This is a genomic window from Dyadobacter sp. 32, assembly GCF_902506755.1.
GTDB lineage: Bacteria > Bacteroidota > Bacteroidia > Cytophagales > Spirosomataceae > Dyadobacter.
In genome coordinates, this window is record NZ_LR735258.1 from 1958671 (window position 1) to 1984479 (window position 25809).

The window sequence follows — 25809 nt, forward strand, 5'->3', positions numbered from 1 at the left end:
GTTTCCCCCAGTACCTTCCCTTCGCGCAGATGTTGGTGTTTCCTACTAAAACCACATCCAACCAGGGTAAGCCAACTAACCTTCTTTTTGCCAAATGACAAATAATTCCATATTGTTTGACAGCACCTTTGCGCTGTAAAACATCAAAAACATCACAAATGGAAAAGACAGTATTAGTTACAGGGGCCTCGGCGGGAATTGGCAGGGCGACGGCGATATACTTGGCACAAAATGGATACAAGGTGTATGGTGGGGCGCGTAGAATAGAAAAAATGCAGGAGTTGAAAGAATACGGAATAAAACCGATTTCTTTGGATGTAAGCAAGGAGGAAAGTGTTGTTGCCTGTGTGGCGCAAATTTTAAGAGAAGCCGGGCGCATCGATATTTTGGTGAACAATGCGGGTTCGGGCTACTATGGTGCAGTGGAAGACATGTCGATGGCTGATGCAAAATATCAAATGGAAGTAAATGTTTTCGGTGTGGCGCGTCTGATCCAATTGGCGTTGCCCTCGATGCGGAAGAATAATTTCGGGAAAATCGTGAATATCTCATCCGTGGGCGGGAAGGTAACATTGCCCATGGGTGGCTGGTATCATGCCAGTAAATTTGCCATCGAGGGTTTGAGCGATGCGCTTCGGAAAGAGGTAAAATCTTTCGGGATCGATGTCATTGTGATCGAGCCGGGAGGTACAAAATCGGAAATGACAGGACTCGGAACAGAATATATGATGGCGGTTTCAGGAAATACACCTTATAGTGCACTGGCGAAAGGTGTTGGTAAGATGTATGCAGGTATAGCAAAAACCGCTGCCGAACCGATCGTCATTGCAAAACTTATCAAAGAGGGGATTGAAGCAAAAAATCCGAAAACGAGATACGTGGGTGCTTCCGGAGCAAAACTGATGTTATTTTTTAGAAAAATTCTGTCCGACAAACAATTTGACAAAATGGTTATGAGTCAAATTAAATAACCGCTGCCCTCAATGAAATACCGCCATGGAAACACTTATTAATTATTTATTGCAATTCGGCAACTTGAACACTACCCAAATCGATCTGATCAAAAGCAAGGTTGTGTTTAAGGAGATTAAAAAAGATGCGTATTTTCAGGAGGCCGGGAAAATACCTCGCGAAATTATTTTTCTGGTAGTCGGGATCATGAGAATTTGTTATTACAACAACAAGGGCGATGAGATTACGAAGTATTTTATGGAAGAGAATCATTTTCTGGCCGACATAAACAGCTACAATCAGGAAATTCCGTCTACTGAATATATTCAGGCAGTTACGAACTGCTCATACTTTGTTTTGTCTAAAAATGCAATGAAAGAGTTGTCCATGACGATCATTGAATGTGACAACATCATTGCGAAAATTACCGCCAAGGGTTTTGCCGACAAAGTGAATAAAATCAGCCCGATGATGTCAGAAGACGCGAGGGAGCGATACCTTTCGTTCCTCGAAAAGTTTCCCGGCCTGGCTAACCGTATTCCGCTTTCCTATCTGGCTTCCTACCTGGGAATCACACAATCCTCGTTAAGCAGGATTAGAAGAAACATTCGTTAACAACGAAATTCAAAAGCAAATACGGTACTTTTTGACGATCTAGTCTAAGTTCCGTTTCGTACAAATTAACCGAAGTCGAGCCCTGATTCATTATTGAGGATCTAATGCTCCTTATGAGATGTCGGATAATTTTCAGGTCATTTGACTGGGATGCCATACTTTGGTCTGTGCACCTATTATCTGCTCGCCTCCCCCGCCCATGTCTCCAGAAGACTTTATTCCAAGGTGCTACTCCGGGAGCCAACTTCCACGTTAATAGCCTATTCTTTGATCAATTTTACCACCGGTATACCAGAAAAAGATTGTGCCGGTGGTGACGTTCATTTGGAGCTCTGGGCAGAGCCGGTATGACTTGGGCTTCCAAATATTCCTGAATTCAAGAATCAAGTGCAATTCACCACTTTGTCAAGAACGTTTTTCCCGCCCGGGTTCACCTGCTTTTTTCCAAAAACTTCGCAACGGTTTCATTGTTACTCTTTTTATGCGCAATTTTAACGGCACCTAATATTTGGAATACGCCAAATAGTTAACGCCATAACTTGATCTCGCAAAGCGATCAATGAGTAAATCTCTTTAAATCAGCCAACTACAACGGAAAAACAATCTCCTGCAAACAGTCTGACAGAACAGACCAAGCGGAGTGAAAGACTATGGAAACAAACAAAGACGCAAAATCAATTGAAAATATTGAGCTGGTTTTCCTGAAACCGGAAGATTACGAGGAGATCAAAGAAATGATGATCGAGACCTATTCCAGTATGCCGGATGCTTATTGGAAAGAACATCATATCAAAACACTGACCACTATATTTCATGAAGGACAGGTGGGCATCAGGGTAGATAACGAACTGGCCGGGTGTGCGTTATCAATTATTGTTGATTACGAAAAGGTGGATGCCAAACATACTTACAGGCAAATAACCGGGAATTACAGTTTTAATACCCATACCAAAAAAGGAGACGTTTTATACGGAATTGATGTTTTTATCCGTCCCAAGTTTCGCGGCCTGCGACTGGGGAGGCGCTTGTATGATTACAGAAAAGAGCTTTGTGAAAAACTGAATCTGAAAGGAATTATTTTTGGTGGCCGCATTCCCAACTACCATCAGTACTCTGCTACGATTTCTCCAAAAGAATACATCGAAAAAGTACGAAATAAAGATATACATGATCCGGTCCTGAATTTTCAATTGTCGAACGACTTTCACCCTGCCAGGATACTGCAAGGATATCTGGAAGGTGATAAAGACTCCAATGAATATGCTGTATTGCTTGAATGGGATAATGTGTATTATGAGAAAAGTTCGGATCAGGCGGCCTTCACCAAGTCAATTATCCGATTGGGACTGATACAATGGCAGATGAGGTTGTACAACGACTTCGACGAACTGATGCAACAGGTGGAATACTTCGTGGATGCGGTATCGGGGTACCGGTGTGATTTTGCTCTGTTCCCGGAGTTTTTCAATGCCCCGTTGATGTCCGATTACAACCATCTTGCAGAAGCAGACGCGATCCGGAAGTTGGCAGAGTACACCGAGAAAATCGTGAACCGCTTTTCAGAGCTTGCGATCTCCTACAACATAAACATCATTACAGGGAGTATGCCTGAAGTGGTCGACAACAGTCTCTACAATGTGGGTTATTTATGCAAAAGGGACGGGGGAATCGAACGCTTCGAGAAATTGCATGTGACGCCCGACGAAGCGAAAGTTTGGGGTATGCAGGGCGGCAGCACCGTAAAAACCTTCAATACCGACTGCGGAAAAATAGGTATCCTCATTTGCTACGATGTGGAGTTCCCCGAGTTAAGCCGCATTTTGGCCGACGAGGGAATGAATATTCTTTTTGTACCCTTTCTTACCGACACCCAAAATGGCTATTCCAGGGTACGGAACTGCGCGCAGGCGCGGGCCATTGAAAATGAATGTTATGTGGCCATCGCAGGTAGTGTAGGCAACCTGCCCAAAGTCCACAACATGGATATTCAATATGCCCAGTCCATGGTTTTCACCCCCTGCGATTTTTCGTTTCCGACCAACGGAATAAAAGCCGAAGCAACGCCCAATACAGAAATGATATTAATTGCCGACGTGGACATTGATATGTTACGGGAATTAAACCAGTTTGGAAGTGTCCGGAATTTGAAAGACAGGAGGACGGATATATATTCAATCATCCGAAATAACCAGCGCACCGGTAATTAGGCCTAGTGCTCTCCATTAGAGACTGTTATGATATTAACTCGGACATCCCTCGCCCTCGTTAGAAATAGAATCAGATAGTGTATCGGCTTGCCAGTCCGAACGTTCAAGCCGATACACAGCACACTGATCCAGGCCAAACGTACGATTTTCTATAAACCTGAAACCAAGCCGCTCATAAAAACGCCTGGCCCGAACATTGTTTTTCAACGGATCAATGATGACTGCGTCCACTTCTTTCCGGCTAAAACATAGCTCCAATGCCTGACGCATCATAACACTGCCATGCCCCCGGGCCAGGTCGCCAGACTCCCCTATCCAGATATCGATTGCTCTCAGGTTTTCGGCCACCTCTCCCCAATAATGACTTTCCTCTAAGAATGGGTCGATAATCTGTACAAATCCAATGGGCCGGCCATTCAGCTCTGCCATGAGCTGCTGCCGCCAGACGGGATTGTGTAAAAGCTCAGTCTCCCACTCCCAATCATCATTAGGGTCGGAGGCGATGTTATGTGGCTGCTCATCCCAGTACTGCAAAACAGCCAGATCATCAATAGTAGCGTTACGGAGTTTGATCATCTACATGATTTATTTAAAAAAACGAGGTATTCTACCGCTAATTGACTTGTCACATTATACGGGATACCAAATTAATAAATAAGGGATGAATGAATCAACTTAAGGTGCATTTGCCCAGAGCCATTCCGAATGATAACGTCTATAGGCGACTCGGAGGATCATGGTTCCAAACCCCATCTCCATAGCAATTCACAACCTTTACAGAAGCATTCATTTTTTCTTCATGCGAAAAATTAAAATACACGGTGAGAATCAGGGTTTTCTTCACTTCTTATTCGATAATCCTTTAGAATGACATTAAGAATTTTTATAAGCATCACCGCCTTATTGCTCGTCGCAGCCCTTGCGTCGCTGCTGATCGACGGGCCTACGCTGGGCGCACGGGAGATCGACTACAACGCCGACGTAAAACCCATCCTGAACAAAAACTGCATGGGCTGTCATGGTGGGGTTAAAAAAGCAGGTGATGTGAGCTTCCTTTTTGAACATGAAATGCTGGAACCGGGTAAATCCGGAAAAACACCGGTTGTACGCGGTGACGCCGATGCCAGCGAAATGATTCGCCGCATCCTCTCAGGCGATCCGGAGGAGAAAATGCCAAAAAATGCGCCTCCACTGAGTAAGGAGGAAATAGGTATATTAAAAAAATGGATTGATCAGGGTGCCAAATGGGAAAAGCACTGGTCATACAAAAAGATCGAACGTCCGGAAATACCGTCATTCAACGGTGTCTGGAACCTCTTTGGACTGATTAACGACAAGGATTCAAAGTGGATCCGTAACGAGATCGATCCATTTGTACTGAAAAAACTAAAAGAACACGACCTGGCTCCTTCCGAAGAGGCCGACCGCGCCACATTGCTTCGCCGGGTTTCGCTGGACCTTACCGGTCTGCCACCCACCGAACAACAGGTTGTGGCATTTCAGAAAGACGGTTCGCCGGATGCCTACGAAAAGGTGGTCGACAATCTCTTGCAATCGAACGCGTATGGCGAAAAGTGGGCGGCCATGTGGATGGACCTGGCGCGTTATGCAGATACCAAAGGCTACGAACGAGATGGAGCAAGACGAATCTGGCGCTACCGTGATTATGTGATCAAATCTTTCAACAAGGATAAAACCTTCGACCAGTTCACCATTGAACAACTTGCCGGTGATCTGCTTCATGATAAAAACGGTTTTCCAAGTGAGGAGCAACTTACGGCCACAGGCTTTCATCGCAACACCATGAACAACGACGAGGGCGGTACGGTGGACGAGGAATTCCGGGTCGCTGCCCAGTTTGACAGGGTCGGCACAACCTGGGAGGTTTGGCAGGGTACCACCTTTGCCTGCATTCAATGTCACAGCCATCCGTATGATCCCATTTCGCATGACGAGTATTACAAATACATGGCCTATTTCAACAACACCCGCGACGAGGATGTACAGAGCGAAACGCCGACCTTGCGATTCTATAAAAACGAGGATTCGCTACAACTGCGAAAAATCGTTGATTGGGTTTCGTTAAAAGATAAAAACCAGGCTATGGAAGTTGAGCGGTTTCTGCGGGTGACCGAACCGAAGATCAATTCGCACGACTTTCAAATCATACGCAACTCGACGCTTCTCGATAGCAAGTACCTGGGCATCAAAGAAAATGGAACCGCCAATCTTGCAGGTGTGACACTGACAGGCAAGAACCAAATACTGATGCAATACAGCACCAAGGCTGAAAACGCGACATTAACGATCACGGAGGACACACTGAGTAAGGATTTCATAACCCGCTTCGCGGTGCCCAGATCGGACAGAGACACCATTATCGTAGCGAATATCCCGAATGTGGCAGGTAAGAAAAATTTGTATTTTCAACTGAACAGCCCTAAAAACCCGGATGAATGGGTAAGGGTCAAATGGATTGCCTTTCAGAAAAACCTGCCGGGAGCCGACGATCCTGATCAGTCGCAGATGGCAACCCAGTATCTGCAGCTGCTGGGCCGACGTGTGGAAGAAACACCGGTAATGTGGGAAGGCGAAGGCGATCTTCAGCGAAAAACCAATGTATTTGTGAGAGGCAACTGGCTGGTAAAAGGTGCGGAAGTAAAACCAGGCGTCCCCAAAATGCTTCCCCCCGTCCCGAGAGAATTCCCCCAAAACAGGCTCGGACTGGCCAGATGGATGGTGCACCGCGACAATCCGCTCACCGCCAGGGTCATCGTGAACCGTTTCTGGGAACAGCTTTTTGGCAAAGGTATTGTGGAAACCGTAGAGGATTTCGGGTCCCAGGGCAGCGAACCTTCACACAAGGAGCTGCTCGACTGGCTGGCCGTGGAGTTTATGGAAAAAGACAAATGGAGCGTGAAAGCACTGCTGAAACGAATGGTTATGTCGGCTACTTATCGTCAGAGCTCCGGCGTAACGGAACGTACAAAACAGATCGACCCGGGCAACACCTGGCTGTCACATGCACCACGTATCAGGCTGAGCGCCGAACAGATCCGGGATCAGGCACTGGCTGCTGCAGGTTTGCTTTCTCACAAAATGTATGGCAAAAGTGTTATGCCACCTCAGCCGGACGGTATCTGGCAAACACCCTACAATGGAGACACATGGGTGATGAGTGAAGGTGAAGACAAATACCGCCGCGCTTTGTATACCTACTGGAAAAGGACGTCCCCCTACCCTTCCATGATGACCTTCGACAGCCCTACCCGGGAATTCTGCCAGTCGCGCCGCATCCGGACCAACACACCATTGCAGGCATTGAACACATTGAACGATCCGGTATTTCTGGAAGCAGCTGAAAACCTCGCAATTAAACTAAAGAAGCGGGCTGGCAGTCCGCGGCAACAACTTGCGGAAGGTTACCGGCTCCTGTCGTTTAAACCCGTTGAGAAAAAACAGCTGGCACTTTTACTGGCGATTTATCAGGACGCATTAAAAACCTACAAAAGTAAACCGGCAGAAGTAAAGAAAATCCTATTCAACTGTACCGACCAGTCGCCCGAACTGGCTGCACTGACTGTTTCGACGAATGTTTTGCTGAATCTGGACAATGTTTTGACAAAAGAATAATGGAAAAGCTGCTTAAAGAATTACAGCATACCGACCTCCAATACCAAACCCGCCGACACTTTCTTCAGTCGTGCGGGTTCGGTCTCGGGGCACTTGGACTGGGCTCCCTGCTCACCTCCTGTGATGGCCCGGGCAAGGAGGCAGGCATCAGCGATACAGGGTCTCGAAAACTGATCCCCCAATTTGCGCCAAAAGCCAAGCGGGTCATTTACATCCACATGGCCGGTGCGCCCTCTCAGCTCGAGCTATTCGACTACAAACCCGAACTTGAAAAATACCACGGGAAGGATTGTCCTGCGGAATTTCTGGAAGGCAAAAAGTTCGCGTTCATTCAGGGTGTGCCTAAAATGCTCGGGCCACAGGGCAAATTCTCACAGTATGGTCAATCCGGCGCATGGCTGTCCGACTACATCCCTTATTTACAAACGGTTGCCGACGAAATCACCTTTCTGAAAGCGATGCATACCGACCAGTTTAACCACGCCCCGGCCCAACTACTGCTGCACACCGGCAGTGCCAGGCTGGGCAGGCCGAGCCTTGGTGCCTGGGCTACTTACGGCCTGGGATCCGAAAATCAGAACTTACCCGGTTTTATCGTGCTGGCTTCCGGCGGAAAAGATCCCGATGCCGGCAAAAGCGTCTTCGGCAGTGGTTTTCTCCCATCGGTGTATCAGGGTGTACAGTGCCGTACCGGGGGCGATCCGGTACTGTTTGTAGGAAACCCGGATGGCATGAACCGCGACATCCGCAAAAAAACCATTGAGACGATCAACGAAATCAACAGGCTGACTTATGAAGATGTCCGCGACGACGAGATATTGACCCGGATCAAACAATACGAAATGGCATTCCGGATGCAGATTTCGGTGCCCGAAGTAATGGACGTTTCCAAAGAGCCTCAATACATTCTGGATATGTACGGAGTGAAACCCGGTGAGGGAAGTTTTGCGATGAATTGTCTTCTTGCCCGAAAACTTGCGGAGAACGATGTACGTTTTGTGCAGCTGTTCGACTGGGGATGGGACGCACATGGTACCTCCGCTGCCGGCAATGTGGGTGATGGACTCCGCAACAAATGCCGGGCCTCGGACCGTCCCGTGGCGGCATTATTACAGGATCTTAAAATGCGCGGGTTACTGGAAGAAACGCTGGTGGTGTGGGGAGGAGAGTTTGGACGGACACCCATGCAGGAAAACCGCAATGGCCTGGTGATGCCATTTATGGGACGCGACCACCATCTGGACGCCTTTACGATGTGGATGGCCGGAGGCGGAGTCAAAAAAGGCTTTTCATTTGGCGAGACCGATGAGCTCGGCTACTATGGAGCCAAAGACCGCGTGCATGTCCACGACCTCAATGCGACCATTTTACATTTACTGGGCTTTGACCATGAGAAATTCACCTATCCCTTCCAGGGAAGAAATTTCCGGCTTACCGATACGGAAGGGAAGATCGTGCATTCCATTATAGCTTAGAGAATTAAAAACCAACGCAGAAGCCCTCCTTCAGTGATCATCACTAATCAGGGTTTGTCGTAGTAACCTGACCGGCAGGCACGACAAACCTTCATCTCTCCCTGTCCGGCATTTTAAAATGATACTTATTCTAAAAATTGCGGTCAAAGACCGATTTTACCAAGCACTAGCCCGGAGAGTGTCTCCAATTGAGAGATTGGGTAACCACAAAGTATTTTTTTAACTCAAATCAGCACCAAGCTCTCCTCAATTCCCAATGAATAAATACATGCTCACCATAATCCTCAACCTCATATGCTTTGTAACAACCTCCTTCGGACAAAAGCCCAAATTATTGGGAACCTGGGTGACCAAAGCCGGCGAGCAGATGATCGTCGATGATCCCAGGGAAAACAGATACAATTTTCTAACAAATTCCGCTGGCATATCGAAAAACGTGTATCTACAAATTTTGAACGATACACTATGCTTTCACGAAGATCGAAACGGCGACTCCGGACACGGGCAATTGCATTACGATCTGGCGATTATTTCCAAAACGGATTCTACGCTTGAACTCAGACCATGTTCCGTATTATCATCAAAGTTTTTTAACAATAAGCCCATTCTCCAATTCACCGCACAGCCATTTACCATTGATCAAAGCATTCGGTTTGAAAAACTCATTTATCATATGCGGGGGAGCTGGTTTGCCCACAATGTCGACCTTGAGATCGACAAAAACAAGTCATTCTATTTATCCTCCATGTCCGACCGCCACGGTTGGGCCAGAAGAAAGCAAGGTCATTATAACGGTATGCTCAGCGATTCGCTGTACAAGGAGCTGATCTGGTGCCTGCAAACCTGCAACCTCAGACAGATCCGGTTCGACCAATTGGATATAAAAGATACAGATGAAGTTACCCTCATTGTGTATTTCAACGGGATACGCAGATACCTCAGATCCAACGATCCCCCGCACATGGCTCACCGCCTTTTTCACTTACTGGAAAGCATTTATGATTATGCTGAGTTAAAACCTACCTGGAAGCGTATTTTGGAAGAGTGATTAGGTACCGGACGGACGAACCTCACGGTTGTTGGCTACCGTCGTCATGGACGCCCAAAAGATCTTACCATTGCGCTTAGGCAAGAAACGCCAACAAACCAGCAACTTCATTTGCCAAATCTGAGCCCGATCGTTAGGTCAAAGCGCGTGAGGCCTATGTAGTTCTCTTTATCCAATTTTTGGGCAGCGCCGTTAACTTCAATCTGTTTGATCGTGCCTGCATTGAGTCCAAGCCCGAGATGAAATAACGTATGACCGCTCATTTTATGTTCATAGCCCGCCTCGAGACCGTAACCTAAATTATTGCCTTTAATGGCACCGTAATACCCAAGATTTACGGCATAAATCTGATAGCCAATATTTGCACCCAATACAAAGTAGGCCTTCTTGTCCTCGGTCTGGCTGCGTTTCAGTAGAGATGCTGCGATATAATGTGTAGAAGTGCCCCCTTTAAGGTTGATCCCACTGGCTCCGCCATATTTATGTACCTTATATTTTAGTCCGATCCCGGACGCCTTCGACATTAATCGGTGGAGGTCCGCACCGGCGGAGAAGCCTTTTTGTATTTGGCTTATTGCGGAAGTCTCCCGGGCTGTGCGAAGGGAATATCCTGCATGAAATCCAAAAAGCCACTTGCTGTAATCGTTTTTTCCAGGAATTGCGACCACCAGGGGTATCGTGTTAGTACCGTAGTAGCCCTTGACCACGTCCGCAACCGTGTGGATATCGATCGAACTGGCTATGGCAACATTGTTCTTTAAAAAATTGTAATACACGACTCCATCGTGTTGCTTGGTAATCTTACAATTCAGGGAATCTCCCCGGGTCGTTACGATGAGATCCTGCGCATTGAGACTAAAAGTGGAGATTAACAAAAAGGTACATATTGCAAAAAAAAGGTATTTGTTCATTAGGATTGTATCGTACTAAATCGGGAGGGTTGTCACTTCAAGACGCAAGAAATTCTAAATTTGGGACAAACCAAAGGACAACAATCGTTTTTTTAATTATCATGACTTCGGCTCCCGACTCTCTGGCTTCTGTTCTCAAACTGCCTGGTAGTTCCATAACCCGGTGTCGTCGCAAGACTTGTGCAGTTCAAAGCTAAAAAACAGGCACATCACCAGGTTCCCTAGTCTATTTTCAACGCCTTTTCAATTAATCCTTGTACCTGCTTTTTCGGATTGGGGTAATCGTGTAAACCCATTTTGTTGCCCTGACTGGCAACTTCCAGTATCTTTTCGCCATTGAGCGGATCATAAAAGAAAATTTTGAGCACGTGCATATATTTCTTAAAATCCCAGGCCCAGTAATCCTGATAGGTCACATAGTTCGCCCCTTGCGTAAAACGGGTTTTCTTGTCTACAATACGCGCCTGAAGACCCTTGCGGGTCAATTCACTGAGAATTAATGAATCTATGGATTGAATAGCTGGTCGCATGCGAACGACGTAACGTTCAATATCTCTTTGATCAGGATATACCCCCACGGGAATGACCATGGAAGTGTCATTTCGAACGATTAAAAAATCAGCATTCTGATTCGGACGCGTAGCGGAAAACGAAGCAACCAGTTGTTTGGTATGACACGAGTAAAAAGCAAAAGTTAAAGTAAGAAGGGCAAGGTTTCTAAGTTTCATGGCTGGCAGGGATAAAATGATATTCAATTCCAAACGAATTAAACATAGCTACGGACTGGCATTATTCAGGCTTCCTAGTTACTGATGCGCAAATTCAACTATTTTTTCTCGGCATCAATGCCTTTGAGCAGGGCGACGATCCCCTTCAAATGTTTTTCCTGATACTTTTTCAATAGTACCTGGTCGGTATGATCCTGTTTGCATTGGGCCAGGTCAGCCGGGTCAAAAGGCGCTTCCAGATCAAATGCAGGCATATCCAGTTCTTTGTAACCCCAGGTGGGGATACTTCCGGCGGTACACATAAAATAGATTTTTTCCTGCTTCGCATCCCGATAATCCATAGCGCCCCAAAACATACGCGCATAGGTATTACAGCGTTCCATAAAAGCAGGATTCTGCAGCGCCTCTTTGGAACCGGCAAACGTCTCACCTGCTATACTTGCCAGGCAGTGATAAGATAACAGCAGCTTTGGCTTGTGTTTTTTTATAAAACCAATGATCGCAGTTGTTTCATTTTCACTGCCGGGATACATTCCCCGGTAGGTATTTGACTGGGGATCATCGGTTGAATATCCATACGTAGCGTCAACGCTATCCCAGTCGGCCGGAAAGTTTCGGTTAATATCCACCATGTTCGGATTACGTCGCAGATACCACGGATTACCACGTACGAGCCTGTCACGCATGTCGGGATTTGCCGATGGAATCACGACCAAAGACACCTTTTTAAGCAAATCCTGATGGTTCTCAAGTAACTTTTCCAGGACATAAGTAATGATCTCAGGCCCGGCCTCGCCGGCATGCACAGCGCCCACCAGGGCAATGCATTTTTTCCCTTTCCCAACGTTCAGCCCCACATAAGGCCTTTTATGGGTTGTAAGTCCAATCTCACTCACCTTGACGAGGGAGGGATATTTTTTACCCAGAGACTCCACCTTGCTGCGGACCTTATCATAGTTCCACCACACCTCCGGATCTCTCACTCTGACCGCCAGCGGCCCCTCCGGTTCGCCTTCAGCGGAGGCCATCCAGTAGCAGTAAGTCGTGCCCAACTGTACTGTTTTATCCTCAAAATGAAATTTACTGTCGAGCAATGGCTGCATTTTGTCATGAAAAATCAGCTCTGCCTGCTTGTAATCCAGTGCCGGAAAATACTCGCCGTAGTCAGTACCAAATTTAAAATCGGGGCATTCCATCCTGTAAATGCGCATTTTATTAAAATGATGACTGAATTCTTTTTTGAAAAAACGCATGGCTTTGTAGGCAGTCACCACCACTTTTTCGCCGTCAAAAAAAACATTTCCCTCCCGCAAAGTACGGTAACTGACGGCAGCTCGGCTGGATGCCATAGGAACAGAACCGTTGTCTGTTTCCTCTTTCAGGGGTGTAAGGGGGAACGCAATGGAGGATACTGTAAGTCCCGCCAGGCCCATAAACCCGCGCCTGTTGAAAACTTGCTTTTTAGATTTTGTCATAACAGCTGTTGTTAGGAAATGAAATGCTAAAATCAGGGTATTTTTTGTTGACCTAATGAATTACGGGTACGCAACCGAAATTTATAAAATTTATTGGTAATAGCGCTGTTTGTAGCATACTCGCCGGCCTGTGAATTCGCTACTAATACCAAAAGTAGGCTTTACTTCTTCCTGGGTTTCGGCACAAGATTTTTCTCATAAGTAGCAATCCACTCCTCCGGGCTAATCTTTTTCATCAATTCAGCAATGAGTTGATAGGGTATCTCTTCCAGTTTCGTGAATCGAACACAACTCTTGCCCATATCCAGCTTTTGCCTGCTGTGTTTAGGGTATTCGCTTACAAACCATTGCAATAAGCTTGGATCAGCATAAATCCCCATGTGGTAAAAATTAATGGACGCTTTTTGGGAGGCAATGCCTGCAAAAGGCAATGGTTCCTCAGGCTTGCAGTGGTAACCAGCAGGATAAAGCTTGTGAGGCACCACATAACCCAGGCCGCCATAACTTATGGCTGCTTCAAATCCATTGGGCAGGTTTTTCACGATGATTTCGTGCAGTTTAGTAAAGGGTTCAAGCCTGTCATCGGGCAGGTTCAACAAAATATCCTCAACTGTGCTGCCTAGTGATTTCATAAGGTAGTGTTCAACCCAAATATACTGTTTTTCTAGTTGTCATGATCAAGGCGGGTTACGGGTCGCATATCATGCTTTGAGGTATACAGCCTGGGCATATCGAATGGCTTTTGTACTTGACGGCCTCCAAATACGGGTTTTTGTCGTGGCAACCATTTACCTCTTTCTGAAAACAAAATTCAAATCCAACGCTTTCCCTTTCTTGCCCGATGGGATCTTCTTTGATGAGCTCACCGTTTAAAGTATATGGGATATAACGGTTGATGATGCTGGTATCTATCAGGATTCCTTCTCTAAAATATGGGTAGTCTATAATTCTTAGTTCAACCCAATTGGTACCACAAGCGGTCCCGCCGGAAAATGACTTTCACAAGCACCTGGAATCACAATCAATAGAAAAAAGACCAACACGAGCGATTTATTCTGCATAAGTAAAGATGATACCTCCACGATACCTGATTATGAGGACTGGAGTTAATTCCGGCCTGGTTTCCCAAGATGATCCAGACACTTGGCCGATACGGGGGATTATTGTCTTATTACGAAGTGGGTACCCTGGCGAAAAGGATCGTAATGAGAGTTATGTTGTTTGGGTAGTAGTGTTCTCTGGACACAGGAAAAATAATAAAGAGTACCTGCAGTGCAAATACCCTTTATTATTCCCTGCTTCGTTTGGCGATTGAAACCTACAAAGTATTTTTCAGTACCAATTATTGTGCGTTTGTAAGATTTCTACAATGACATCACTTTTTTGGTAATGTGTCCCTGTCTGCTTTTGAGCGACAACAAATATAGGCCAGTACCTATTTCAGCCTGTGGTTTTACCCTATACACATTGCCCTCCTTAACCAATGAAAATTTTACCGACTCTCCCTTTAGGTTTGTGAGTTGAACCTGGGTGGGATCCTGGTTTTTCAAGAGGAACCTGATTTCTCCATGCTGAACGGGATTCCCTAGTAACTCAAATGCAACGGTTTTTTCACTGTTGGCCACAGAGATGGTTCTGGAATATTCAAATCGTCCATCATGATCAAGTTGCTTTAAACGATAATAGTTATTACCTGAAACCGGTGCCAAGTCAAGAAACTGGTAGTTTTGATTGGATCTTGAATTTCCGGCGGCCAATACTTCTCCAATAGAAACAAATTCCTTCATATCACTGCTTCTTTCTACTTCAAATCTGGCGCTACCATACTCTTCTGTCGTTACCCACGACAACGAAACAGTGTTATCAAGTAAATCTCCTTTGAATTTGGCAAGCTTCACCGGCAATACCGCATCGCAGATATTTTGGATTTCCGCTATGATCACATTGGGCAGGGTGGGCCCGGACACTTCGACCCAAACAGTCCTTTGCGTTTCATTGGCTGCATAAGAATATAAGGCATTATTGATGTCAATGGGTGTTGATGCAGAAAGAGAGATTACAGCACTTGTAAAGATTAGCTGGTCGGCACTTGTAAATGTTGTTACACCGCCCGCTAGGACACCGTCATCAAGGAATAGTTTATAGGTTACATCAAATGGCGCAGTATCGGTTGTAGTCACATCCAAATTATACGTTCTCGGACCGGCATTAGGTGAACAGTTAATTAGTCCTGATACAAGCGGATTGGCAATTACCAAAGGAATTGGGTCTGCATTTACGCAATGTACAGTCGGATTATTTGAATTGGCCTGGGTTCCCCACACATCCGCGGATAGCGAAGGAATAGCAGTACAAGCACCTTGAATAGGAAACGACAGACTACTCAACGAAACGGTATACAAGGATCCGGTATTCTCCTGAGAAATTGAAACACCGGCGAATAATGGTGTTACTGAGTTATCGGCGGAATATGCAGACATAAGGCTGGCCACATTGGCGCCGTCCCATTCAATTGCGATGGTAGCCAGCACTGGACCAAGCTCCCCCGCGTCGGGACCTTTCGCATATCCAATGTTGGGATGTTGTGTCTGCTTCCACAAATGCACATAAGTATACTTGTTTCCATTATTTCTATCAATTGTAAATCTTAAATTCAAATTAACCACACAGTTGGGGCCTGATGTAGTCACACTGTTCAACTCAACGCCGGGACTTAGTAAACTGCATTGAGCGAACAGTTGCTTTGTGCATAATAGAACGAACATAGAAATAGTTAGACCAACTCGTAGAATTTTCATAATAAATTAAAAATAGAGGTTAAAAAATAGACGGCTGTTACATATACGACGGTCGAAAAATAATCGATTGAAGGGTAATTAAATATAATTATTCGGTTATTAACAATATTTTTTTCACAATCGAATATTTGCTACGAATTACTTACCATCACCCCCTAGCCAACTGACAATCAATAAATAAATAATCAAATAATTACTATCACCAGATGTAGAAATTAAAATATAATAAATTCTAGCGACTCAATGGTTGGATTTATTCCTGATAGGTAAACGGGCAGAACTTATAGAAATATCACGGGAGTATGAATGCTGGTCGACCACATTTTGAAGCAAAGATTTGGACGTTAATTCCCCTCCCCCCACTTGATATCAATCCATCCATTCCCGCTTTGTCAATTCATTCGGGCACACAATCCAGAAGAAAGAAAACACAGAAACTCTCGGCACCGGTATACCATCCATAAACGCCAAGCCCCCTTTCCATTCTTCAATCGATTGGATCCAAAAGCCCTTCAAATTGGGTCAGCTTCCAATATAACAAGATCGGGGACTCAGGTTTTTCAATTAAAATGCATGAGTGATCAGGAACAATAGCGTAGGCCGTTGTGGCACGCGGCTCAGAACAAGCCAGTGCGAACCCAATGCCTACTGAAACCAAGGGGGGGGGAAGAAAGTTTTTTACCTTACAAAAAAATACAAAATTCATCGGCCAGGGATGGCTCAGGCTCGGCGTCGTACCGGAAACGGCTTACATGGGGGATGGTATAGTACTTGCCGCTCAATGTCAACTGCTTATTATTCTTTTCGATTTTTATTTTCAAAAAACCGTGTTGATCATCACAATATCTTTCGAGGTTCACACCTTCAAACTGTAGCTTCTCCGAAGTGAAATTCTGATCGTCGCTCATTGCCACCGCATGCAATTCATCATAGCCGCCAGCACCTGCTACAATAAAGGAAACGGGCTTTCCATGCGCGTAAGACTTGGTAAAGCGCTGATAATTGTGAACATGCCCACTAAAAACAACATCAGGCCGAACGCCGGTTTCTTCAAATACACTTTCAAGCAAATCAATCATCGGTATACTTGCACCATGATTGATATCCGCCGAATAGGGTGAATGGTGGATGCAGAGAATCAATGCCTTATCGGGTCGCTGGCGGTCTGCTGTGATCAGTTCCTGTACGAGCCAGCTGCGTTGCTCGGGCGTCACAATCCCGAATTTTGGCACATTGCTGTGCATCCCGATGATATGGGCAAGCGGCGCTTTCAGCGTCCAGTAAATATGGGGTTGGGTCATACTCTTCCTTTCTGCATTTCCACTAAAAGGAACCGTGCGGGAGGCCGTATCACAGAATACTGCCTTAAACGCATCCAGACTGTTGTACCTGGTTTCACTTTCCGGATTCACATCGCTGTCGTGATTGCCCGCAATGGCAAATATCGGAGCGGGATAATGCTGATAAGGTTCAAAAAACTGTTTCCGATATTGCGATGCTTCTCCGTGATTGTAAACAACATCACCCAGATGATACAAAAACTGAGGCGTTGATTCGTTTCCTGTCGAAGCCTCGTACTGGCTCTCCATCGCAGCAACCACATGCCTGATAAAATCCGGGTTTCGCATACTTCCCGTGTCCCCCAAAATATGAAATGTCATCTGCTCATTGTTTACAGACGGCAAAACATCCTGTACATTCAAGTGGTAAGGATAACGGCCCGTTGGCTTGGGCAAGGGCTGAAATTTAAAACGATCGTCCGGCTGGTGCTTCTTAAAAACAGGTGTGTTACACTTTTGAGCCTCTAACTGCTTTTTTCGCTTTTCTGCTTTTTCCATATATTAATTAGCCGAAAACCCGTGAAAAAGTTCCTGCCGATGGCTGCAAGCAAGCAGTTTAACCTGATAAATAAACTTACGTTAACATTGAAATTGGAAAGACCATAATTTTTCTCCAAATAACCTATTTAACACGGGTCATGTACATGATTTACAACAAAGTTACATCCCCACCCCTTTTTTTGCCGTACTATTTCAGAATATTAATCGTTTGTGTGAACGTGCCCTAGCCCCAAGGCCTTTCCTTTAAACTATAATAGCGAATCAATTCACAGACTATAGTTATCCCGATATGCCCTTCCATGCCACTAAATTGGTGCCGTTTCCTTTGTGTGCCATTACGAAACCTTTCCCAACTCACTCCCAAAACCCGTGATACCTTCCCATCCAGTAGGCAAACAGGAAGTAACTTCCGCTGTCTTCTGTTTTACCCCCGTTTCCAGCATTGTAATGTTTGGGGTTTGTGTTCCATCTGGAAATATTGCTCTCGGGAGTCGGGATGGGACGGACGGACTGTGCCATACGGGAGCGGCTCAGTAACGGATCTCTGGGCAGATCCCAGCGGTGACTGTTTTCCATAGTCCAGTTTACCAGATCGAGCGGGTATTGCTCTATTTCCTCCTTAGCTATTTTCAGATCACAATCCTGATTAAGGAGCGCACTGGCAAACACATTCCAGACCGGCATCCGGTCATTACGGACGCCCCGCCAGCTTCTGTTGAGGCTCTTTACGAATAATGCCTGATGAGGATCCTCTTTTGAATAACGGATCAGATTGTAATAGGGAAAAAAGTTAAGAATGTCATCGGAATGGCTGGTTTCAAAGGGCCCGTACATTTTAGCTTCCACGGCGTTACGGGCATAGCCGTGCTCATTGACCAGATATTGGTAATGTTTTTCAAACTTCGGATCGCCTGTGAAATGGGACGCAGTCTTCATAAACGAAAGGATTTGGAGCGAATTCAGCCCCCGCTCGTACATCCAGTTGGGTGAGTGGTTGAGGGAATCCGGGTGCCAGATTCCCCATCGTGTGGGCTTCCCATCGAAATCGATCAGGTGATAATTGTTGTCGATAACGTGTGAGGCAATACGCCCGATCAACTGCCGCACCCGCTCCTTTTGCTCGGCATTGGCAATAAGGTCATAAAACAAAGGCAATACAAACAGATGACCTGTGATTTCGTCCGAACTGGTGTCGTCGAGCCAGTACCATTTCCCGTCAGCCGATAAGTGCCATTTTTTGGGATGTGGCGACCTCGACTGCGTGATGGCATCCGTGGCTGCCGCATAGGAACGGGCCGGATATCCCGAAATGCCGGTCACGGTTTCCAGCCTTTCCAGTGCTTCGAACGTCCGGACTGCATTGGCTTTTGCTGCCGAATCTTTGGTAACACCGTAGCGAAAACATTCCGCAGCCAGATAACACGAGGTCCACAGTCCGTCGTTATCCTCATTTTGCAAATAACTGGTTTGAACGTCCCCCGGCACCTTCAGCATCGACTGATTGATGAGTCCCCGCCGGTTGTGGCGCAGGGCAATCACCTTTTCTATGCTATCTGCTTTCTGCTCCAGCGTCATCTTCTGCTGCGCAATCTCCACTATTCCCTTGGACGTAGCAATCCACACACGAAGTGAATCCAAAACCAAAATATCGTTGACCTGATCATCGGGCAGCCAGCGTTTTCCGCTGTAATAGTGCCAGCCGCTGTCCTTTTTAATCGCCCCTTTACCAGTTCCCATCCAGATACAATCCTTACCTGGCCGTATCGCCGTCACCGGGCCATAAGGTAGTCCATCCGCTCCGCTTGCCACCCAGTGCTCCCCATCAGCAGCAATACTACCTACCGACCAGGGACTGCTGTAAATCAAATCCTTATCGCCGTTTGTAGTGGCCAATGCATAATATTTATCCTGATTGCCAACGGCCATGAGGGTTTCATCCAGGTTGATCCATTTTTCTCCCTTCCGTCTCCAGAGGCCCTTTGTGGTTGCTACATACAAATAATCGTTGGCATCTCTGACTATGCTCGTCACCCGAGCTCCTTTTATTCCTGAAAACGTTTTCCAGTTTCCGTCCCAGATCAGCAGGCTGCTCGTGGTACCGACCAACAGTTTCTTGTCATCCCAAAACAGAGAGGTTATCGTATCTGTTTGTTCTACCGGTGGCTGGCCTATACTTTGTGTCTGCTTTTCAGCAAACACCGAACGAGCGTCTGCAAGCCAAATATTGTCCTCGCCATCCAACGCTGCGGTACGCAACCCAGAACCCTGCTTTCTGCCGCTCCATTGGCCATCCCTGTATCGAAAAACGCCATGCGACGTTACCGCCAGGACTTCACCTTTCGAAAGAAATAACCTGAGCACGGTGGAACCCGCTTCATTGGGCAGCTTCACCGTGGTTTTGATATCCTGTAGAAAGGTGTTCTTCGACTGTGCCCATACAAGGGAATTAAACGAAGACGCGACTATCAGTAAAAAATAAAATCTAACGTAAGCCATTTTATTGCATTTTATACCATCAGGCAAAAGCCTGGTGAATGTGGTCTGCAGCTATACATCCATTTGGAAACTTCGGGCTATGCACTGGAGGGCTTACTTTGTGCTAAAAAATAATGAAACCACCGTATCCCGGCCACCTCCAAACCGGAAGGGATCTCGCAAGCTATGTGACCAACGATTCTATGTTTTTACCACCGTCTACTCAATAAAAAAATCCTGCAAGTCGTTAGCTCACAGGATTCTGCAATAAGCACTTTTCAAATTTCCCTTTAAATCTTCACATTTTTCCCCGAAGCCACAGACTTATAAATGGCCTCTACAACCTTGATATCCCGAAGACCTTCTTCGCCCGGGGCGATAAGGGCGGTGTTGTTCAGGATCGCCAGACAGTCTTCATCCATCTGCTTGGCCTGCTGGTTTTTTAGCGGGAAGTCTATAATAGAGCCATCCGACATGCTTCCCTTGTTGCCCTTGTATCCCGACTGTGGCTCCATTCTCACCCAACCCTTTTCATAAGTGATCTGCAGGTAGTTCATGTTTATACCAAAGCTGGTTTGGCAGGCTGCACGGGCACCGCTTGGGAAGTCGAGCATAAACATCATGGTTTCTTCCACTTCCTTGTAAATCTCCGGTCGCGTGGTGGAAGCCTGGGCGATGACACTGATGGGCTCTTCGCCGGTGGCTAGCCTGGCGCCCTGGAGCGCATACACACCCATATCCCCCATTACACCGCCACCCAGAGCTTTGCTCTGCTTCCAGTGATTACTACGGTTGTCGATATAACCAGCAGCGCTCGTTACCATTTTCACCTTACCAAATTTCCCTTCCTTCGTGGCCTTCATATAGGCCTGGATATTAGGATCGTGCTGGCATCGGTAGCCGATGGCAAGTTTCACATTATTGCTTTTGCAGGCATTGATCATGGCCAAGCAATCGGCCACCGAAGGCGCCATGGGTTTTTCACAAAACACATGTTTACCTGCTTTCGCTGCCCTCACCACGAACTCCCGGTGCATGGACGGTGGTAATACCACGTACACAATGTCGATGTCTGGATTATTGGCTATCTGATCGAAATTCTTGTAATTGTAAATGTTTTTATCGGCAATATTGTATTTGGCCTTCCAGGTTTCTGCTTTGGCGGGTGTGCCGGTTACGATACCTACGAGTTGGCATTTTTCTGTCAATTGCAGTGCCGGGGCAAGTACATCTGTGCTGTAATACCCCAGACCCACCAGGGCAATGCCAAGTTTGTCCTTCTTAGGCCTGGTTGCTCCAAACAGCACATTGCCAGAGAACAAAGTGGCTGCTCCAGCCATACTTAGTGTCGATAAGAAATCACGCCTTTCAATATGCATAGCCTGTTTTATTAATGATTGAATGATGTTACTGCCAAGTTAATAACCTTAAACAACGTTTTTACTCATTACTTCCTATCATATTTTTTAAATTTTCCATACCAACCTGAAATTTCGTCAGATGCTTTCCTCCCCTACACCTCTTCAAAACAAAATAGTTACCATTTTTCACAAATTTATTTCACCAAATCTCTCAACCGACATGAGAGGCCCTAAGGCAGGATTAACGAAAAAGAACGATCTTGTGAGGCATTTCAGGTTGTCTGTTCCCGACTGGATTCATTACCTCGGCACAATATCAGATTTCAAGATCCATCCTAAATCTTACAAGGTGATTGACCTCTTAAAGGCGGATAAGTTCGTCAGGTAATCCCAACCTAGAAGGGACGCAGACGTATCATATGCACCGTTTTTAACAAAACTCTTGATCGGGTGGAGGGAACTCCGGGCGAAAAAACTGTTCAGTTCTAAAAACAGGAGCTCTGTCCTGTACTCACTTCGCCATCCCTGACCCAAAATTAGAATCCCTGATATAAGCCCCCCTCAGGCATAGTTTTTTTAATAACAAAAAGACCTTTATCAGATGCATAATGCAAGAATTTAAGCACTACAACCACCTGTCGACAAACCCAATACATCATCTTTCGTCAAATGTCAATCAGCCCATCCTACGAAGCTGGGATATGGAAACAAATCATTTGTCCTGGAGTGAGAACTGGCAACCGTCAATAGAAAATCAAGAAGCTAACACACTCACTACCTGGCACAATAACATCCACGAGAAGGATCTTGAACGGGTGAAAAAAACTTTCGATGAAGCATTTCATAATAAAGAAAAAGAAGTAAAAATCACTTATCGTTTCCGACAAAATGATAACCGTTTCCGGGAAGTTCATGACACGGCACTGATTCTATACCGCTATTCAACTCCGGTTTTCCTGTCAGGCTGTATGACTTTAGCACCTTCGCTGGGATCAAAACCTGAACGATTTCCTGACCCGGTCACATCCATTGCTTTGGAAGCATCCGGCTCTGGGTCCTTTACCCTGATTATGGATACAGATGAAGTTATCTGCTCTCCCAACTTTGCGAGAATCTTAACCGGCAGTAGTGACTTGCCGGCTGATAAACAGATTTTCGTTAATCACATCCACCAGGACGACCTGCGGTTTCGTAACGAAGCCTACAAGATAGCGGAGAAGTCGGGTGTATTGAGTTATGAGGCCCGATTTATCTGGCAGGACAGCTCTGTGCACTGGATCAAAGTTCTTGCCAAATACGTGTATGATGTGTGGGGAAAGGCGGAATCAATCGCGGGCATTGTCATGGATATTTCCCAACAGATTGAAATGAATCAGGCTTTGAAGCTTGCCGAACAGGCGGCCGAAAAAAATCTGCATGAGGGCGAAGCACTATTTCGAAATATCACTGCTGCATCCACTGCTGCGCTCTGGATCACAGATGAAAAAGGCCAGATCACCTATGTGAGCCAAGCGTGGATCGAATGGACAGGCGCACCGCTGGAAAGGCATCTGGGTGGCGGCTGGCTGGACTTTGTGGCTGCTGAGGATCTGGACATGGTCAGGGGTAGCTTCTATGATGATTTCAATAAGCGCACCTTTCATCAGAAACAATTTCGGATAATTCATCTGGACACCAGGATGCGGCATGTGGTTTGCAAGGGCTCCGCTCAGTATAACGAACGTAAGGAATTCACGGGATACATTGGCGCAGTAACGGACATTTCAGAGCTGGTAGAGGCGCAACAGCAACTCGAAATCAGTGAAGCCCTTATGCACGCCATGATCGAACAGTCTCCAGTTGGGATTGGTTTGTTCGAAGGGGAGCAAATCATTGTCAAAAAGGCCAATCCGGCTATCTTGCGAATCGTTGGCAAGAATGAGTCCATTGTGGGAATGACGCTCCCTGATGCAATTCCCGAAATGATCAGACCGGGATTGACAGAGCGGTTCAGAGAGGTATACCATTCGGGAGAAGTGTATGAAACCTATGATACAGAGGTTATCTTCAACGGCACTGAACGCGACGAAAGCCGATATCTCAATATTGCCTGTACCCCCATCAAAACGAACGGTAACATCACCACCGGGATCATGGTCGTAGTCTCGGATTTCACCTGGCAGCATCAGGCACAGCTCGAAATGAAAGCAGGCGAGCAAAGATTTAGAAGTCTGATTGAAGAATCCCCCGTCGCCTGTGCTTTATTTACAGGAAGAGACATGGTCATCGAATATGCAAACGATGTAATGATCAAAATTTTAGGAAAAGGTCCCTCCATCCTTAGTAAAAAACTTGCAGATGCCTTGCCGGAACTGGATGGACAACCTTTTCTGGAAATTCTGGATCAGGTATATCTCACAGGCGTTGCGTACCATTCGACCAACGCAGCATCCGACCTTGTCGTCGACGGAATACGCGCAACCTATTATTTTGATTTCAGCTACACACCCTTGTTCGACGCCAATCAGAATGTATACGGCATCCTGGAAATGGCCGTGGACGTGACAGAGCGGGTAATGGCGGTGAGTAGTTTACAGCAGAGTGAGCAACGCTACCGTGAACTGGCCGACAATTTGGAACGCAGCGTTCAGGCACGCACGCAGGAACTCAACCTGGCCAACCGGGAACTTCAAAATTCAAATCAGAGTCTTGAACATTTCGCTTATGCCGCCAGCCACGATTTGCAGGAGCCTCTCCGTAAGGTGGTCTCATTTGGTAGCCGTTTAGCGGCAAGCTATCAGGACCAGCTGGGTGATGATGGCAAATTTCTGCTCTCCCGAATGCAGGACGCCTCTCTGCGCATGAGTAAAATGATCGAAGACTTACTCTCTTTCTCACGGCTCAAAGCGGATCAAAAAGCATTTACGCATGTAGACCTTAACCAGGTGCTCCGATCCGTTTTATCAGACCTGGAAATATCCGTTCAGGAGAAAAACGCGGTTATCGAAATCGACTTACCTACGGGGGTTTGGGGAGATGCCACACAACTGGCGCAGCTGTTTTTGAATCTTTTCAGCAATGCTTTGAAATATCAGCCACAAGGACATATTCCACATATAAAAGTAACCTCATCCCTTATTGACCCCGCCGAAATCAGTAAAGAGGTTGCCTTATTACCCGGCCACCCGTATGTAAAAATAACCGTGGAAGACAACGGAATTGGGTTTGATCAAAAGTATGAGCATCGAATATTTCAGATGTTTCAGCGATTACATGGAAAAAATGAATATTCCGGAACCGGGATAGGCCTGGCTTTATGCAAAAAAGTCGCGCACAATCATTACGGCCTCATCACGGCAAAGGGTGAAGTAGATAAAGGAGCTTGTTTTATGTTGTTCCTTCCGGTTCCGATGGTTTGACGACAGCCGGAAGGTGATCGAGGCATGTGATTAGGCAGCTGATTTTAGATCCTGTGATGTCTAATCTTGGCCACCAGTAATTCAATTCCTCATGCGCCTGTCCTACCTGGTCGTTACCGAAACTTTACCAGAAATTATCAATTCAGTTATTTAGCAACGTCATTGTGCCCTTTCTACTTAACTTTTACAATCCCTTAACAATCTTTTACAGCCTACATCCCCGAAATCCACTCCGTCATGGATAAGTTTAAAACCGAAAGATGAAAGAGCTTTATATTGAGTTCCCCTCATCACAGTCCATTCGGTTTAATCAATTTCAATATGCTCGGATCAAAAGTATTCTCCTTGAATTTTCGTTGCAATTTAACACTTAACCGGCTACCTGCCCGTTTCATGTTGGTCTTATTCGTGTTAGGGTTAGTCGGTTGTTTTACTGAAAAGGTAATGACAACACGTTCAGGCTTACAGTACACAAGGCTGAAGAAAGGAAGCGGATCAAAAGCCAAAGTGGGACAGGAAATCTTGCTTTTTGAGACAACCCGTTACCGGAATGGAACAATTCTTTACTCCAATGAGCAAACCACAAACCCGGTAAAGGTACTTATTGGTGGAAATCAGGCTACCCAGGCTGTCGATGAAGCGTTGGTGGGGATGAAGGCGGGAGAAGTCAAAGAAATAATTGCGCCGCCGCATTTGGTAAAAAGAACGGGTTACCCGCCAAATGTTCATCCCGATTCTACCTTGGTGATTAAACTGATCCTGCACAAAATTCTCTAGTTACGAAAATTTTGGGTTGAAGTGCCGACTCTTGACATGTGCAGCAAAAAGGGTTAAATACCTCTCAACGCACGATCCTCCCATCCAGCATTTGGATAATACTGTCCGACTTTCGG

General features: G+C 46.0%; 18 protein-coding genes. 9 read left to right on the forward strand and 9 right to left on the reverse strand.

Going from position 1 to position 25809, the window contains the following annotated elements; translation table 11 throughout:
- Positions 1-158 precede the first annotated feature (158 nt).
- The 3 genes from DYADSP32_RS07855 to DYADSP32_RS07865 all read left to right on the forward strand — a co-directional run bounded on the left by DYADSP32_RS07855 (position 159) and on the right by DYADSP32_RS07865 (position 3773).
- Positions 159-971 (forward strand): oxidoreductase, encoded by an 813-nt coding sequence (locus DYADSP32_RS07855; RefSeq protein ID WP_149243245.1) that lies wholly within the window; start codon positions 159-161, stop codon positions 969-971.
- 25 nt (positions 972-996) lie between these two features.
- Entirely contained in the window at positions 997-1566 is a 570-nt protein-coding gene (locus tag DYADSP32_RS07860; protein WP_149243244.1) for a Crp/Fnr family transcriptional regulator, read from the forward strand.
- Between the two features lie 650 nt (positions 1567-2216).
- Positions 2217-3773 (forward strand): bifunctional GNAT family N-acetyltransferase/carbon-nitrogen hydrolase family protein, encoded by a 1557-nt coding sequence (locus DYADSP32_RS07865; protein ID WP_149243242.1) that lies wholly within the window; start codon positions 2217-2219, stop codon positions 3771-3773.
- Positions 3774-3806: 33 nt separating this feature from the next.
- Here the strand turns inward: DYADSP32_RS07865 and DYADSP32_RS07870 are convergent, their stop codons facing one another.
- Positions 3807-4349 (reverse strand): GNAT family N-acetyltransferase, encoded by a 543-nt coding sequence (locus tag DYADSP32_RS07870; RefSeq protein WP_149243241.1) that lies wholly within the window; start codon positions 4347-4349, stop codon positions 3807-3809.
- A gap of 291 nt (positions 4350-4640) precedes the next feature.
- Between DYADSP32_RS07870 and DYADSP32_RS07875 the strand changes: the two genes are divergently transcribed.
- The 3 genes from DYADSP32_RS07875 (at position 4641) to DYADSP32_RS07885 (ending at position 9929) form a co-directional block, all read left to right on the forward strand.
- Positions 4641-7406 carry a PSD1 and planctomycete cytochrome C domain-containing protein gene (locus tag DYADSP32_RS07875; protein WP_149243240.1) on the forward strand — a complete coding sequence of 922 codons (2766 nt, stop codon included), beginning with the start codon at positions 4641-4643 and terminating at the stop codon, positions 7404-7406.
- Positions 7406-8881: a DUF1501 domain-containing protein gene (locus tag DYADSP32_RS07880; RefSeq protein ID WP_149243239.1), complete on the forward strand. Its 1476-nt coding sequence runs from the start codon at positions 7406-7408 to the stop codon at positions 8879-8881. The genes DYADSP32_RS07875 and DYADSP32_RS07880 overlap by 1 nt, the downstream gene beginning before the upstream one ends.
- 268 nt (positions 8882-9149) lie before the next feature.
- Positions 9150-9929: a hypothetical protein gene (locus DYADSP32_RS07885; protein ID WP_149243238.1), complete on the forward strand. Its 780-nt coding sequence runs from the start codon at positions 9150-9152 to the stop codon at positions 9927-9929.
- A 107-nt stretch (positions 9930-10036) separates the two neighbouring features.
- On the opposite strand, the gene DYADSP32_RS07890 is transcribed toward DYADSP32_RS07885, so the two are convergent.
- The 8 genes from DYADSP32_RS07890 to DYADSP32_RS07925 form a co-directional block, all read right to left on the reverse strand.
- On the reverse strand, positions 10037-10840 hold the full coding sequence (locus tag DYADSP32_RS07890) for a hypothetical protein (RefSeq protein WP_149243237.1): 804 nt from the start codon (positions 10838-10840) through the stop codon (positions 10037-10039).
- Between the two features lie 221 nt (positions 10841-11061).
- Positions 11062-11568 (reverse strand): hypothetical protein, encoded by a 507-nt coding sequence (locus tag DYADSP32_RS07895; RefSeq protein ID WP_149243236.1) that lies wholly within the window; start codon positions 11566-11568, stop codon positions 11062-11064.
- Positions 11569-11666: 98 nt separating this feature from the next.
- Complete coding sequence (locus DYADSP32_RS07900) at positions 11667-13043, reverse strand: M14 family metallopeptidase (RefSeq protein ID WP_149243235.1); 1377 nt, start codon at positions 13041-13043, stop codon at positions 11667-11669.
- A 161-nt stretch (positions 13044-13204) separates the two neighbouring features.
- Positions 13205-13675 (reverse strand): DUF1801 domain-containing protein, encoded by a 471-nt coding sequence (locus DYADSP32_RS07905; protein ID WP_149243234.1) that lies wholly within the window; start codon positions 13673-13675, stop codon positions 13205-13207.
- A 732-nt stretch (positions 13676-14407) separates the two neighbouring features.
- A complete protein-coding gene (locus DYADSP32_RS07910; protein ID WP_414617608.1) occupies positions 14408-15700 on the reverse strand; it encodes a T9SS type A sorting domain-containing protein in 1293 nt (430 codons plus the stop codon).
- Between the two features lie 824 nt (positions 15701-16524).
- Positions 16525-17679: a metallophosphoesterase gene (locus tag DYADSP32_RS07915; RefSeq protein ID WP_149243232.1), complete on the reverse strand. Its 1155-nt coding sequence runs from the start codon at positions 17677-17679 to the stop codon at positions 16525-16527.
- A 357-nt stretch (positions 17680-18036) separates the two neighbouring features.
- Positions 18037-20178 (reverse strand): transcriptional regulator, encoded by a 2142-nt coding sequence (locus DYADSP32_RS07920; RefSeq protein ID WP_149243231.1) that lies wholly within the window; start codon positions 20176-20178, stop codon positions 18037-18039.
- Positions 20179-20447: 269 nt separating this feature from the next.
- Positions 20448-21536: a Gfo/Idh/MocA family protein gene (locus tag DYADSP32_RS07925; RefSeq protein WP_149243230.1), complete on the reverse strand. Its 1089-nt coding sequence runs from the start codon at positions 21534-21536 to the stop codon at positions 20448-20450.
- Positions 21537-21738: 202 nt separating this feature from the next.
- Here DYADSP32_RS07925 and DYADSP32_RS07930 point away from each other — a divergent pair, with 202 nt between their 5' ends.
- The 3 genes from DYADSP32_RS07930 (at position 21739) to DYADSP32_RS07940 (ending at position 25693) form a co-directional block, all read left to right on the forward strand.
- Entirely contained in the window at positions 21739-21906 is a 168-nt protein-coding gene (locus tag DYADSP32_RS07930) for a hypothetical protein (RefSeq protein ID WP_414617609.1), read from the forward strand.
- Positions 21907-22126: 220 nt separating this feature from the next.
- A complete protein-coding gene (locus DYADSP32_RS07935) occupies positions 22127-24916 on the forward strand; it encodes a PAS domain S-box protein (RefSeq protein WP_149243229.1) in 2790 nt (929 codons plus the stop codon).
- A 444-nt stretch (positions 24917-25360) separates the two neighbouring features.
- Positions 25361-25693, forward strand: coding sequence for an FKBP-type peptidyl-prolyl cis-trans isomerase (locus DYADSP32_RS07940; RefSeq protein WP_414617610.1), 333 nt, complete (start codon positions 25361-25363; stop codon positions 25691-25693).
- Positions 25694-25809 lie beyond the last annotated feature (116 nt).

What these genes read in the sequence shown, in the direction of transcription:
- DYADSP32_RS07855 (WP_149243245.1), top strand. Translation starts at nt 159, where the DNA reads ATGGAAAAGACAGTATTAGTTACAGGGGCCTCGGCGGGAATTGGCAGG.
- DYADSP32_RS07860 (WP_149243244.1), top strand. Translation starts at nt 997, where the DNA reads ATGGAAACACTTATTAATTATTTATTGCAATTCGGCAACTTGAACACT.
- DYADSP32_RS07865 (WP_149243242.1), top strand. Translation starts at nt 2,217, where the DNA reads ATGGAAACAAACAAAGACGCAAAATCAATTGAAAATATTGAGCTGGTT.
- DYADSP32_RS07870 (WP_149243241.1), bottom strand. Translation starts at nt 4,349, where the DNA reads ATGATCAAACTCCGTAACGCTACTATTGATGATCTGGCTGTTTTGCAG.
- DYADSP32_RS07875 (WP_149243240.1), top strand. Translation starts at nt 4,641, where the DNA reads ATGACATTAAGAATTTTTATAAGCATCACCGCCTTATTGCTCGTCGCA.
- DYADSP32_RS07880 (WP_149243239.1), top strand. Translation starts at nt 7,406, where the DNA reads ATGGAAAAGCTGCTTAAAGAATTACAGCATACCGACCTCCAATACCAA.
- DYADSP32_RS07885 (WP_149243238.1), top strand. Translation starts at nt 9,150, where the DNA reads ATGCTCACCATAATCCTCAACCTCATATGCTTTGTAACAACCTCCTTC.
- DYADSP32_RS07890 (WP_149243237.1), bottom strand. Translation starts at nt 10,840, where the DNA reads ATGAACAAATACCTTTTTTTTGCAATATGTACCTTTTTGTTAATCTCC.
- DYADSP32_RS07895 (WP_149243236.1), bottom strand. Translation starts at nt 11,568, where the DNA reads ATGAAACTTAGAAACCTTGCCCTTCTTACTTTAACTTTTGCTTTTTAC.
- DYADSP32_RS07900 (WP_149243235.1), bottom strand. Translation starts at nt 13,043, where the DNA reads ATGACAAAATCTAAAAAGCAAGTTTTCAACAGGCGCGGGTTTATGGGC.
- DYADSP32_RS07905 (WP_149243234.1), bottom strand. Translation starts at nt 13,675, where the DNA reads ATGAAATCACTAGGCAGCACAGTTGAGGATATTTTGTTGAACCTGCCC.
- DYADSP32_RS07915 (WP_149243232.1), bottom strand. Translation starts at nt 17,679, where the DNA reads ATGGAAAAAGCAGAAAAGCGAAAAAAGCAGTTAGAGGCTCAAAAGTGT.
- DYADSP32_RS07920 (WP_149243231.1), bottom strand. Translation starts at nt 20,178, where the DNA reads ATGGCTTACGTTAGATTTTATTTTTTACTGATAGTCGCGTCTTCGTTT.
- DYADSP32_RS07925 (WP_149243230.1), bottom strand. Translation starts at nt 21,536, where the DNA reads ATGCATATTGAAAGGCGTGATTTCTTATCGACACTAAGTATGGCTGGA.
- DYADSP32_RS07930 (WP_414617609.1), top strand. Translation starts at nt 21,739, where the DNA reads ATGAGAGGCCCTAAGGCAGGATTAACGAAAAAGAACGATCTTGTGAGG.
- DYADSP32_RS07935 (WP_149243229.1), top strand. Translation starts at nt 22,127, where the DNA reads ATGCAAGAATTTAAGCACTACAACCACCTGTCGACAAACCCAATACAT.
- DYADSP32_RS07940 (WP_414617610.1), top strand. Translation starts at nt 25,361, where the DNA reads ATGACAACACGTTCAGGCTTACAGTACACAAGGCTGAAGAAAGGAAGC.